Annotated in this window: 9 protein-coding genes and 1 other RNA gene; 5 read left to right on the top strand and 5 right to left on the bottom strand. The window is 61.4% G+C overall.

Translation table 11 applies throughout. The features are described from left to right. Nucleotides 1-12: 12 nt before the first annotated feature. Complete coding sequence (locus ACLRDN_RS19445; protein WP_413457628.1) at nucleotides 13-930, bottom strand: LysR substrate-binding domain-containing protein; 918 nt, start codon at nucleotides 928-930, stop codon at nucleotides 13-15. Between the two features lie 138 nt (nucleotides 931-1068). On the opposite strand from ACLRDN_RS19445, the gene ACLRDN_RS19440 reads away from it, so the two are divergent. Then, complete coding sequence (locus tag ACLRDN_RS19440) at nucleotides 1069-1935, top strand: intradiol ring-cleavage dioxygenase (protein ID WP_413457627.1); 867 nt, start codon at nucleotides 1069-1071, stop codon at nucleotides 1933-1935. A gap of 7 nt (nucleotides 1936-1942) precedes the next feature. Then, complete coding sequence (locus tag ACLRDN_RS19435; RefSeq protein ID WP_413457626.1) at nucleotides 1943-3016, top strand: maleylacetate reductase; 1074 nt, start codon at nucleotides 1943-1945, stop codon at nucleotides 3014-3016. A 60-nt stretch (nucleotides 3017-3076) separates the two neighbouring features. Here ACLRDN_RS19435 and ACLRDN_RS19430 read toward each other — a convergent pair whose 3' ends face one another. After that, nucleotides 3077-5050 carry a methyl-accepting chemotaxis protein gene (locus tag ACLRDN_RS19430; RefSeq protein WP_413457625.1) on the bottom strand — a complete coding sequence of 658 codons (1974 nt, stop codon included), beginning with the start codon at nucleotides 5048-5050 and terminating at the stop codon, nucleotides 3077-3079. A 288-nt stretch (nucleotides 5051-5338) separates the two neighbouring features. Between ACLRDN_RS19430 and ACLRDN_RS19425 the strand changes: the two genes are divergently transcribed. The 3 genes from ACLRDN_RS19425 (at nucleotide 5339) to ACLRDN_RS19415 (ending at nucleotide 8110) form a co-directional block, all read left to right on the top strand. Then, nucleotides 5339-7075 carry a tannase/feruloyl esterase family alpha/beta hydrolase gene (locus ACLRDN_RS19425; protein ID WP_413457624.1) on the top strand — a complete coding sequence of 579 codons (1737 nt, stop codon included), beginning with the start codon at nucleotides 5339-5341 and terminating at the stop codon, nucleotides 7073-7075. Between the two features lie 167 nt (nucleotides 7076-7242). Then, nucleotides 7243-7593, top strand: coding sequence for a hypothetical protein (locus ACLRDN_RS19420; RefSeq protein ID WP_413457623.1), 351 nt, complete (start codon nucleotides 7243-7245; stop codon nucleotides 7591-7593). 100 nt (nucleotides 7594-7693) lie between these two features. Next, the gene (locus tag ACLRDN_RS19415) at nucleotides 7694-8110 is read left to right on the top strand and encodes a winged helix-turn-helix transcriptional regulator (RefSeq protein ID WP_413457622.1); all 417 of its coding nucleotides are present in this window, start codon (nucleotides 7694-7696) and stop codon (nucleotides 8108-8110) included. On the opposite strand, the gene ACLRDN_RS19410 is transcribed toward ACLRDN_RS19415, so the two are convergent. The 3 genes from ACLRDN_RS19410 to ACLRDN_RS19400 all read right to left on the bottom strand — a co-directional run bounded on the left by ACLRDN_RS19410 (nucleotide 8040) and on the right by ACLRDN_RS19400 (nucleotide 12549). Further along, nucleotides 8040-8429 carry a tyrosine-type recombinase/integrase gene (locus ACLRDN_RS19410; protein WP_413457621.1) on the bottom strand — a complete coding sequence of 130 codons (390 nt, stop codon included), beginning with the start codon at nucleotides 8427-8429 and terminating at the stop codon, nucleotides 8040-8042. The genes ACLRDN_RS19415 and ACLRDN_RS19410 overlap by 71 nt on opposite strands. 164 nt (nucleotides 8430-8593) lie before the next feature. Next, nucleotides 8594-8974: a transfer-messenger RNA gene (ssrA, locus tag ACLRDN_RS19405) on the bottom strand. Nucleotides 8975-9156: 182 nt separating this feature from the next. Then, complete coding sequence (locus ACLRDN_RS19400) at nucleotides 9157-12549, bottom strand: DUF748 domain-containing protein (RefSeq protein ID WP_413457620.1); 3393 nt, start codon at nucleotides 12547-12549, stop codon at nucleotides 9157-9159. Between the last annotated feature and the right edge of the window lie 37 nt (nucleotides 12550-12586).

Genomic DNA, 12586 nt, shown 5'->3' with positions numbered 1-12586 from the left:
TCCGGGGGCCGTTCAGCGGGTCCACTTGCGCTCGTAATCCATCTCAGCAAAATGCTGCACCAGGAAGTCGACTAAGACCCGGACTTTGGCCGGCAGGTGCTTGCGGCCCTGGTAGGCGATGTTGATGGTCAGGCGCGGCAGGTCCCATTCGTCCAGCACTGGCACCAGGCGGCCGGCCACCACGTCGTCATAGATGATGTAGTTGGGCTGGATCAGGATGCCCAGGCCCTCCAGTGCTGCGGCACGGATGATCTGGCCATCGTTGGATTGCATCAGCGCGGCGATGTCGAGTTGCTGCTCGCGGCCATCGCGATGGGTGAAGCGCAACTGGTTGGGATTGTTGGAGTGGCTGTAGACCAGCAGGTCATGGGTGGCCAGCTCTTCCAGCGAACGTGGCACGCCGCGTGCGGCCAGGTAGCCGGGCGAGGCCGCCAGGATGCGGCGGGTGGCGGCCAGCCGCCGCACGGCGATGTTGGAGTCGGGCTCGAACTCGCGGGTGCGGATGGCCACGTCGATGCCGCTGTCGAGCAGGTCCACGTAGCGGTTGGCCGAGACCACCTCCAGCGTGATGTCCGGATAGAGGCGATGAAAGCGCGGCAGCAGCGGGCTGATGTGCTTCATGCAGAAGGACAGCGAGGACGTCACCCGCAGCAGCCCGCCGGGGGCGACGCTGTTGGCATTGACCAGGGCTTCGGCTTCCTTCATCTGCGTCAGGGCGGCCTTGCACTGGCGATAGAAAGCCTCGCCGGTCTGGCTCAGCCCCAGGCGGCGCGTGCTGCGTTCCACCAGGCGCGCGCCCAGGCGTTCTTCCAGCGCGGCCAGGCTGCGGCTGGCGGCGGCATTGGACATGCCCAGCACCTCGGCCGCGCGCGAGAGGCTGCCCAGCTCGGCGACCTGCACGAAGAGTTCGAATTGATTCCAGCGGTCCATGCGGCGGGCTTCCTGGCGAGGTGGACGGTCCGAAGTGGAAAACAGTTTTCCACTTTCGTCATATATCTGCGAAAAGATAAGACCTATATTACCGCTCAGCGGAAAAATCAGTCTGATGACAACAACGACGAGGAGACCATGCTTAATCTCAATGAAGACACCATCACCCAGGCCGTGCTGGCACGCCATGCCGGCATGCCCGACGAACGCCTGCGCCAGATCATGACCAGCCTGGTGCAGCACCTGCACGCCTTCGCCCGCGAGGTCAAGCTGACCGAGCAGGAGTGGTTCGAGGGCATCCGCTTCCTGACCGAGACCGGCCAGCTTTGCTCGGACAAGCGCCAGGAATTCATCCTTCTCTCCGATACCCTGGGGTTGTCGACCCTGGTGATGGCGCAGCAGAACCACAAGCCGGCCGGCTGCACCGAGGCCACCGTATTCGGTCCCTTCCATGTGGAGAATTCGCCGGTCTATCCGCTGGGCGCGGATATCTCCAACGGCGCCAAGGGCCAGCCCTGCTTCGTCAGCGGCAGCGTGCGCGGGCTGGATGGGGAGCCCCTTGCACACGCCAGGATCGAAGTGTGGCAGGCCGATGAGGATGGCTTTTATGACGTCCAATATCCGGACCTCGACCAGTTGCAGGCGCGCGGCACGCTGCACACCGATGCGCAGGGGCGATACCACTTTCGCAGCATCCTCGCCAATTCCTATCCGATCCCGCATGACGGGCCGGTGGGCAAGATGCTGGAGACCTTGGGGCGTCATCCGTGGCGGCCGGCGCACCTGCATTTCCGCATCCAGGCCGAGGGTCATGAAACGCTGATCACCCACGTCTTCCGCCGCGGCGACCAGTACCTGGAGTCCGATGCCGTCTTCGGCGTACGCTCCACGCTCATTGCCGACTGGCCGCGCCACGAGGCCGGACCGGCGCCCGACGGCAGCACTTGCGACCAGCCGTTCTATACACTGGACTATGATTTCATCCTCAATCCCCAGCGAACCTGACTCTGCCATGACCTTGCCCACGCATAGCTTCACCTATACCAGCACGGCTGCCCGTGTCGTCTTTGGCGCCGGCAGCTTGCAGCACCTGGTGCGCGAAACCGAGCTCTTGGGCGCGCGCCGCGCCCTCGTGCTCTGCACACCCGGCCAGCGCGCCGAGGCCGAGCGCGTCGCGGCCCTGATCGGGGACCGTTGTGCCGGGGTGTTCGACCAGGCGGTCATGCACGTGCCCATCGAGACCGCGCGCCATGCCCGCCAAGCCGCACGCGAACTCGGTGCGGATTGCGCCATCGCCATCGGTGGCGGCTCCACCATGGGATTGGGCAAGGCCATCGCGCTGGAATCCGAGCTGCCCATCCTGGCCATCCCGACCACCTATGCCGGCAGCGAGATGACGCCGATCTACGGCATCACCGAAGCTGGCCTCAAGAAGACCGGACGTGCGGCCCGCGTGTTGCCGCGCACGGTGATCTACGATCCCGAACTGAGCGTGGGCCTGCCGCTGGCGCTGTCGGTCACCAGCGGCATCAATGCCATGGCCCATGCGGCCGAAGGCCTGTATGCGCCGGACGCCAATCCCGTCATGTCGTTGCTGGCCGAAGAGGGATTGCGCGCGTTGGCGGAGGGTTTGCCACAGCTGGTGGCGCGCAGCGATGATCTGGCCGCACGCAGCCAATGCCTGTATGGCGCCTGGCTGTGCGGCACGGTGCTGGGCAATGTCGGCATGTCGCTGCATCACAAGCTGTGCCACACCCTGGGCGGCAGCTACAACCTGCCGCACGCTGAAACGCATACCGTGATCCTGCCGCATGCACTGGCCTACAACGCACCGGCCGCACCGCAAGCCATGCAGCGCATCGCGCGGGCCCTGGGAGCCGACGATGCCGCGCAAGGTGTGCATGCATTGGCTACCCGTCTGCAGGCGCCGCTGTCCTTGCGCGAGTTGGGCATGCCCTATGAAGAATTGGATCGCTGCACCGACATCGCCCTGCAGAATGCCTATGCCAATCCGCGCCCGCTGGAGCGCACGGCGCTGCGGGCCTTGCTGGAGAATGCCTGGCAAGGGCGTGCGCCGGGCGATTGAGGCGGGACAGTCGCCGTGTTGAGCGCGCTTGTCTCGGGCCGATCCGTGTGCGGTACGGGTTCAGCTAGCCTGGGGCGCCGTGGGATCGGGATGCACGGTGCTGCTACCAATTTTGAAGATGGCTACGGACTCGGCCATCAAGTGCGCCTGGACCTTCAGGCTTTCCGCTGCGGCTGCCGCTTGTTCCACCAACGCGGCGTTTTCCTGCGTCATCGACTCGATGGCTGCCAGTTCTGAGGAGGTCGCCTCGATGTCACTGCGCTGGCTCATGCTGGACGAGGCGAATTTGGAGATGATCTGGGCTACTTCGGCAATCGAGGCGCCGATGTCACTCATGGATTGCGCCGCGCCATCAACTTTGAGGCGCCCGGCATTGACCTGGCTGGTGGATTCCTGAATCAGTGCCTTGATTTCCCGGGCGGCAGTGGCAGAACGTTGAGCCAGCATCCGCACTTCAGAAGCAACCACTGCAAAGCCGCGACCTTGTTCGCCGGCCCGCGCTGCTTCGACTGCAGCGTTCAGGGCGAGGATATTGGTCTGGAAGGCCAGGCTGTCGATCACCCCCGTGATATTGGCAATCTGGTCTGAGCTTGCCGAGATGGCGGTCATGGTATCGACGATATCGCTGACCACTTCTCCACCCCGGGTGGCGAACGCTGATGCCGAATCGGCCAGCCGGTTGGCGCGTGCCGCTTCGTCTGCATTGTTGCGCACGATGTCATTGAACAACTCCATCGAGGCGGTCGTCCGTTGCACGCTGCGGGCCTGGGCTTCAGTGCGCTCGGAGAGATCGGCATTGCCTTGAGCGATTTCTTTCGACGCAAGGGAAACCAGATGGGCACTGGAACGAATGCCCGCTATGACCTCGCACAGGCTGTCATTCATCCTGTTGAATGCATTGCCGAGTTTGCCGATCTCGTCGTTGCCATGAAATGGTATCCGTACTTCCAGGTTGCCCAGCGCCACGTTCTCGACGGCATGACTCAACGATGCGATTTCCTTTTTCGTGGCAATGTAGAAACCCGCCAGCGCATAGGAGGCCAGCAGGATGACCACGACGATCACGGCCAGGGTCAGATTCCTGCGCGTGGTCAGTTCTTGCTTGCGCTGGCTGAGCTGCTCGTCGAGCAGGCTGGAAAGGGTGCCGGAGAGCTTCTGCATTTCCGCAATGGCCGCAACTCCCGCATTGGAGAATTGCTCTCCCGATGTCTGGTCCACCGATTTGAGAACCTCATTGGAAGTGCGCTCGAAGAATGCGCTGGCAACGTTCATCTGGTTGGCATACGGACCAATCCGGCCCGACCATTCGGGTACCGAGGCCAGCAGGGTCTTGAGTTGTTCGCCGAGCTGGACCAGATCGTGCTTGCCGGTGCCCACCAGAGACGCCAGCACCAGTTCTTCATTGGGCTCCATCAATCCGGTGTCGATATAAGACCCGCCGCGTCCGGCCAGGATGGCGACAGCATCGCTGACGGCGGGAACATGGTCGAGCAGGGTGAGGGCAAGATGATGCGTATTGATTTCCTGATCAAGCCTCACGCCAGACTTGTTGGAGGCATCGTTCTTGAGGCTCTGCGTCAAGGCAATAAGTCGCTCATGCGCGGTGAAATCGTCCTTGGGGCTGGGAGCCTGCTTCGCCTTGATATCGTTCCAAGACTTGGCTATCTCGCTCAGGGACCCGGCAAGGTCAAGTTGAGGGATGGCATGATCCTGCGCGGTCAAGCTGCTGAGGGATTGATCAACTGCAGCCCGCGCCTCGCTTTCGCGGGCCTTCATGCCGACGTTGCCGTGGAGTGCCATGAAGCGCACCATCTGGTGCCGGAAGAGGGCGCGGCGGAGGTCTTCGATATTGCCGATCAGACGCAAGCCATTCTGCTCGACGGCTGCCTGGTGGATGGTCTTCTGCATGCCCGTGATCAGGATGCCGGTCACCAGCGCCAATGGACCGATGAACATGATGGACACCAGGCAGAATTTTGGGAACAGGCGTAGCTGTCCCATCAGCCATGCAGCTGGAGAAAAAAGACGATTCAAGGGAGTCCCCGGCGGAAGTTGGATGGGAAGTATGTAGGACGAATATGACGTTTTTGTGAAAACCCTGGCGTAGACCGGAAATTGACGCAGGCTTTCGCCGAGAGTGGCGAAATGGTCACGCCAATGAGAGGGCTGAACTTGCCTGCGAGTAGCAGCGATGAAGCTGCGGTGGCGATTGCTGCCCGCGTGGATATCAAAGGCCCACAGCACTGAATGAAAGAAAGCCGCCGTGGTAGTGTGGCGGTGCAAGTGTTACGTAGACGACATTGAGACCATCAGGAGACCGCCATGCAACGAACAATCCCGAGGCCGGTGCTGCATCCGGCCTTGTTGAGTCCATTGATCATCGCGCTGCTGGCCGCATGCAGCAGCCTGCCCGAGAAGGCCGTCAATGACAGGCTGGTAGGCACACCGCAAAGCTGCAGCCAGTTGCGCGAGACCAAGCTCCCGGCTGCGTCCATCGGACTGCCCACAGGTGGCGCACGCGTGACTGCGACCGACATGGTGGCCGCCGGCGGCGAGGGCGCCAAGGCCATCGGTGCTTACTGCAAGGTGAGCGGCGAGATCAGCCCGGTCGATCCCGCTGCACCGGCGATCCGTTTCCAGGTAGACCTGCCGGCGCAATGGAATGGCAAAGCGCTCATGTTCGGCGGTGGCGGCTATGACGGCACCATTCCGGACGTGGCCGCCAACGTCCCTGCCGGCGCGGCCACGCAGCCCGGTCCTTTGGGGCGCGGCTATGCCACCTTCGCCAGTGATTCCGGCCACCAGGCCAATGCCACCACGTCGCGCGATGGTTCGTTTGGCAGCAACGACGAAGCCTTGCGCAATTTCGCCGGCGATGCCTTGAAGAAAACCCGCGACGTGGCGCTGGCCATCGTCACCGCCCACTATGGGAAGCGGCCTGCACGTGTGTATTTCGCCGGCGGCTCCACGGGCGGGCGCGAAGCCCTGGCCATGGCCAGTCGCTGGCCCTCTGATGTGGATGGCGTGATTGCCCTGTATCCGGCCTGGAATGCCGTCGCACTGAACCTGCAGTTCGGCCGCATGACGCAGGCCATGGCACAGCCGGGAGCCTATCCCAATGCGGCCAAGCGCAAGCTCCTGTTCGATGCCGCCATGGCGGCGTGTGACCGCCTCGATGGTGTGGCCGATGGCGTCATCAGCAATGTCGATGCCTGCAACGCGCGTTTCGATCCGGCCACGGCCTCGCTCAACGGCAAGCCCTTGCGTTGCGAAGACGGAGGCGAGGGCGGTGACGGTTGCCTGTCGGACGCACAGATTGCTGCTTTCAAGGTCTTCAGCACGCCGCTGGAGTTGCCTTATCCACTGGCCAGCGGCGAGACGCGCTATCCCGGTTTCAACACCTGGGGCACGGATTGGGGCACGGGTACCGGTAGCCCTTTCCAGGCCATCATCCAGACACTGGGACTGGGCACCGAGCAGCCCGCCAATCCGATGCCGGGCGTGAGCAGCAAGGGCAGCCCGCCGTATCACAGTACCTTCTGGGATCAGTGGGTGCGCTACTTCGTTACGCGCGATGTGAACTTCAATCCGCTGGCGCTGGATCCGCTGCGGCCGGGCGGCTATCAGGCGCGGGTGGTGGCATTGAACGGCTTGCAGGATGTGAACCAGACTGATCTCTCGGCCTTCCGCAACAAGGGTGGCAAGATCCTGATGGCGCATGGCACGGCCGATGCGCTGGTCAGCACGCAGGCCACGCGGCAGTATCTTGGGCGCTTGCAGAAGGCGATGGGGGAGGATCAGCTCGAAGGATTTGTCCGTTACTACGAGATCCCCGGCTATGGGCACGTGTTCGGTACCGCTTTCAATGCGTCCTGGGATTCACTGACTGCGCTGGAACAGTGGGTGGAGCAGGGGAAGGCGCCGGTGGATCAGATCGTGGTGGATACCACCGCGGTGCCGGGGCGCAGCCGGCCGTTATGCCCGTATCCGGCTTGGCCGCAGTATCGGGGAAGCGGGTCTGTGAATGAAGCGGGGAGTTTTGTTTGTGTCACGAATTGATGATCTGCTGCATTCGCCACTTCTATGTAAATTCTAATAATTGCTGATGGTCATCCGCCGGTTGGTATATTGCCGCGACCTGCATTTGCGCGACGGGTTTCTGATCCCTGGCTTAGCCGGATGATCGGATACAATGGAGGGCTTATGCCGAAATTTGAGAAAAACGAATGATTGCTTATCAGAAAGATCACTTCTCATCGAACAAGATCTTTCCGAACATTCTGATCGCAGCCTGTATTGTAGGCTCGCTTGTGTTGATCGGATGGCTCCTCAATTACAGCAGGTTTGGCTTCGACTTCACTGACGAGAGCTTTTATGTCGTCTCGATGGCCAATCCCTTTCTTCATGATTACTCACACACGCAGTTCGGTTTCCTTTTTCACCCCATCTATTTGTTGCTGGGTGGCGATCTGGTTCTGTTGCGGCGTCTCAACATCCTTCTGACCTTTTTTCTTGCACTGTGGTTGAGCCATGCCTATTTGCGTGCGCTGGTTCCTGAGCTGCGTGATGGCTGTTGATTTGCATTGAAAACTGACCCACTTTCCCAGGAAATTTGCATCCAAAGTTGACCCATGTTTAGACCACAATCCTGCTCATGACAGCGAGCGGGAGAACGGAGTGATAGACGTGGCCCTACTTGGAATTATTCGACGCTGGTACATCAGAGACCGCATCTCAATTCGGGAAATCGCCCGCAGGCTCGACATATCCCGCAACACAGTTCGCCGCTACATCCGATCCGATGTCAGCGAACCTGCTTATCCAGCAAGGCGTTCGCCAAGCTCGCTCGATGACTTCACCGCCAGGCTCTCCGCTTGGCTCAGCGCAGAGGCGGTCAAATCTCGGAAGCAAAGAAGGACCCTGAAACAGATGTTCCTGGACTTAAGAGAGCTGGGATACGAGGGGTCGTATGACCGGGTGGCTGCCTTCAGCAGGCAATGGAAGGTGGGTCAAATGGAGAGGGTCAAATCTGCGAGCAAATCAACAATTTCACCCAACCATTTTCTGCACGGGATAACCATTCACGTGCAATAACCTCAAAACTGTTAGCTGCTTGTTCAAGACCCACTAATTTCTTCGCCTTGCGATTGTCGCTTGGGTCGATTCCATCAGATAACAGCTCCTTGTTTGAGTCACGGCGTTTTCGTGCTTCTTGGAGGCCAACCTCTGGATAAGTACCTAATGAGATTAGCTTTTCTTTCCCTTGGTATAAGTATTTGAGTCGCCATCCCTTTCCTCCAGCAGGCGTGACAAGCAAATAGAGGCCACCACCGTCGGCGAGCTTGTAAGGCTTGTCTTTGGGTTTGGCATTTTTTACTTGTAGATCCTTGAGGGGCTCAACGATTCTTGGCATTTTGGGGGTAGCTGCTTATGGGGTAGTAAAGTTACCCCTAAAATTACCCCTACCCCTATTGGATGTCAACGGACAAAATCCAAGGTTAAAAAAACAAAAGGCCGCCCGAGCACCAGGCTGGGGGCGGTTTTTCGTACTTCCTTGGAAATTTCTGGAAGGGTATTTGGTGGAGCCGGCGGGAATTGAACCCGCGTCCAGAAGCACTCTACAGACAGTTCTACATGCGTAGTGCAGTCAATTGGTTTTAATCCTGGCGACGCGGACGCACACGCTTCGACAGGACGAGTTACCTTGGATTTAATGACGTATGAAGTAACCCCATACGCCACGATTCCCTGTAAATGACTCTACCGCTGTTGCCAGCACACCCCAGGGAAGAAGTGCTGTAGAGCTAGAAGTTTCTTAGGTTTCTAGGTGCGATTTACGCTGCGAGAGCGTAAGATTCGTCGTTTGCATTTAAGCAGTTCCGGATGGATTAACGAGGTAACCAGTCCTCGGCATGCCCTGTTCCGCTTTGCAACCCCTGTCGAAACCAAGTCGGCCCCGTGGTGTTGAAGCTTCGCAAATCCCGCTGGGCGCGTGAACTTGCGTATTACGCTTGCCTCTCTCCGAATCTCTTCAAGAGGCGCCCGCTTGTCCGGCGGGAGGTGAATTATAACCTACTCCCTACTGTATGGGCAGCGCACGGCTTTTCAAGAGCCGCGCCGCCCGCTGGCGCATCGCCCTTTCACTGGATGGTCAGCTCCACCCGCGCCTTCGGTTCTTTCTCGGGAATGCCCGCGCCATTCAGCTTGGGGGCGATCAGGAAGATGCGCGCCGGATCGATCACGCTCTGTTCCTGCAAATAATTTCGCACCTGGTCGGCCCGGCGCTGGGCCAGGTTGCGCAAATCATCCTTGGTCACCTCGGTGTGCTCGAGGATCAGCTTTTCCATCTCGGCTTCGGGCAGGCTCTTGCTCAGGCCAATCATGTTGCGCGGCTTGTCGAACTTGGCTTCCTTGTAGACGCGCTCCAGGTACTTGGCGCGCTCGGCCGCGCTCACGCGCACCGGGCCGGCCGGTTGGCCTTCCTTGGCGATCAGGTCGGCACGCTTGAGGCTGCGCATGGCACGTTCCAGCGATTCGCGGCGCAGGCCCTGGTCATCGACCTGGGGATCGACGCGGCCGGTGATGTCGAGCTTGATGCCCGGACGCTCATGCAGCGCGTAACCGAGCGCATCCAGTTTCTTGCGCACCTCATCGGTGACTTCCGAGGAACCCGGCGAAAACTCGATGTAGCGCAGCTCGCCAATGTGCTCGTCCGCGCGGAACATCGACCCGATCAGCGCGAAGGGCGAGGTGACGGCCTTGACGATCAGGTTCACGAATACCCGCACGATGATGCCGCCGACCGAAAACTCCGGATCCGACAGCGAGCCCGAAATCGGCAGGTTCAGGTTGATGTTGCCATCGCGGTCCTTGAGCAGCGACACCGCCAGCATCACCGGCAGGTTGGTGGCATCGGGGCTGTCCACGCGTTCGCCGAAGCTCAGCTGTTCAATGCGCAGATCGTTCTGGGCCACCAGCTTGTCGTTCTCGATCTTGTATTGCACATCCATCGACAGCTTGCCCTTGGTGATCGGATAGCCGGCGTACTTGGCCGAGTAGGGTGTCAGGCGCGGCAGCTGCACACCGTTGGCGCTGGCCTTGAGATCCAGGTACATGGGCTTGAAGAGCGGATTGAGCGAGCCCGAGATCTGCAGCGGCGCATCGTTGTCGATCTTGCCGCTGATGTTGACCGGCGCCGGTTGCGGTTTCTCCGAAGAGATCTGGCCAATGCTGCCGGACAGCCCCGTCATGTTGGCGGTGTAGTTGGGTTTGACGAAGTTGTCGGTGTAGTTGATGTTGCCGCCTTCCAGCACCACCTGGCCGACCCGCACGATGGGTGCATCGGCGGGCGCGGCAGCGGGCGTGACCGGGGCGGCTGAGACGGTCTTGCGCGCGCTTGCCGTGCTGGCAGGCTTGCCGCCCTTCTTGCTGTCATCCGTGATCGAGCCCTGTTCCTGCGCATCAGTCACCACGATGTCCTGCAGGTTCAGGCGGCCCTTGTCGGAAAGGATGGCGCGGGCGTAGAAGTTGGACAGCGTCACCTTCTCCAGCGCCACCTGCGCACGTCCACCCAGCTTGGCCTGGAGGCCGGCCAGCTCCAGCGTGCGCCAGCGCAGGAAGTCGGTGGAGGTCTGCTTGTCCTGCATGCGCAGGTTGGTGATGGCGGCGCTGCCCTTGTAGTCCAGCGCCAGCTTGCGATCCTCCAGCGGCGGCGTCAGCTCCAGCTTGCCCTTGGCGCTGGCCAGGCCGCTGCTGATGGTGACATTGAGCACATCGGTGAAATAGTGCTGGAAGGGCGTGATGGGCAAATCCTTCACCTCCAGATCCAGGGCCACGCTCCTGAAATGCGCTGCTGCCTGCCCGGCCAGCTCGGCGCTGCCGTTCTTGTCGAAGCGCGCCTGCAGCTTGAAGGGAATGGCCTGGTCCAGCGTATCGGTGAGCGTGGGAGCCTGCAGCGAGAGCGATTCCAGTGCCAGCGGCTGCGCCCCCTTGCCCGGGGGCGTCAAGCGCAGGTCGGCCAGTTGAACCTTGCTGTCGTCGAGTTTGTAATGGCCGTTGCGCAGCTGCAGTGTGGTCTGGCCGGAGAGTTTGCCGGCCACGCCGCTGATGGGGGCGCGTGACAGGTAATTCTGGTAGCCGGCGAGGTCGATGTTCTCCAGCGTGATCTTGCCTGCCACGCTGGCCTTGAGCGGCTGCAGCTGGCCATCGAAGGCCAGCTTGCCGCGGCCGTTTTCCACCGCCGACAGGGCCAGGTGCGCGGGCTTGGCATCAGCGGCGGTAGAGAGTTGGGTGGCATTGATGTCGATCTTGCTCAGCTTGATGGCCTGGGCGGGCGTTGCATTGGCTTCGTCGCGCCAGTTCACTTCGCCACCGCGCACGGTCAGTTGTTGCAGCACGATGGGGGTAGCCTGCTGAGGTGTACCGGTCGCTGGGGCGGGCGCTTCCTTCTTCGTTGCACGTGCGCTGCTCTGGCCGCCACCGGCCAGCGCGCGCTGCCAGTTGATTTCGCCACGCGCATTCATGCTGGCCCAGATTTGCGGCTGCTCCAGCGCGAGCTGGTTCAGTTCGCCGCTGGCGGCCAGTACGTCGAATTGCTTCACCTGCAGCGCTACCGACTTGGCTTTGAGCAGCGGTGCGCGGGCCTTGTCCTGCAGGGCGACGTCATCCAGGCGCACATCGCCGGCCAGGGTGACGGTCGGCTTGTCGTCCTTGCGGGTGAAACCCAGATCCAGCTTGGTGCTCAGCTTGGCGCTCTGGATCAGCACCGGCAATTCGGCAGGGAGGAAGGGCAGGTAGCCCACCAGGTCGAGCTGGTCAATATCAATGGCGAAGGCCGATTCCTGCGTCGAGGCGAAGGGTTTGCTGCGGCCCTTCAGGTGCAGCGGCGTACCGTTGATGGTGGCCGACAGTTGCGGCTGCACGAAGCTGTCGATGTTGCCGGGCAGGTTGGAGATGAAGGGCAGGCCCACTTGCAGCGCGGCGATGTCGATGTTCTTGCCGCTGACCTTGTCCTCGAAGCGGATCTGTCCATCCTGCAGTTGCACGTTGGCCAGCGAGAAGCGCGCCTGGCCTTCGCTTTTGGGCTGCGCGGCCAGGCGCTGCAGGATGTCGGAAAAGTTGTAATGGCCGCTGCCCTCGGCATCCACCCGCACCACGTGCAGTTGCGGCGTGTTCAGCTTGATCTCGTCCAGCACCGGCGCCAGGCGCAGTAGGGACGCGGCCGAGAGGTCGGCCAGCAAGCCCTTGGCGCTGAAGAAGGGCTGCGTGCCATCGGCTTCATACAGCGTAATGTCGGAGGCGCGCAGGGCCAGCTTGAAGGGGTTGAAGGCGATCTCGCCGATCTCCAGCTTGCGGCCGATCTGGGCCTGCGTCTGGTCGACGGCGATCTTGCGCACCAGCGCGGGCAAGGCGGCCCAGCTCAACGCGGCCAGAACCAGCAGGACGGCCAGCGTCCAGCCGGCCCAGCGCAGCGGGCGTCTCATTCGTTGCCAGGCGATGTGCTGGGTGAGAGAGGCGCGGTCCGGCTTGCTCATGACGGTTTCCCTTGTCGGTGCCGGTCCGTCCTGGGGC

Source organism: Herbaspirillum huttiense (assembly GCF_047300815.1).
GTDB classification, from domain to species: domain Bacteria; phylum Pseudomonadota; class Gammaproteobacteria; order Burkholderiales; family Burkholderiaceae_D; genus Herbaspirillum; species Herbaspirillum huttiense_A.
Note: the sequence above shows the minus strand (reverse complement) of the source record. Positions and strands in the feature narration are given on the sequence as shown.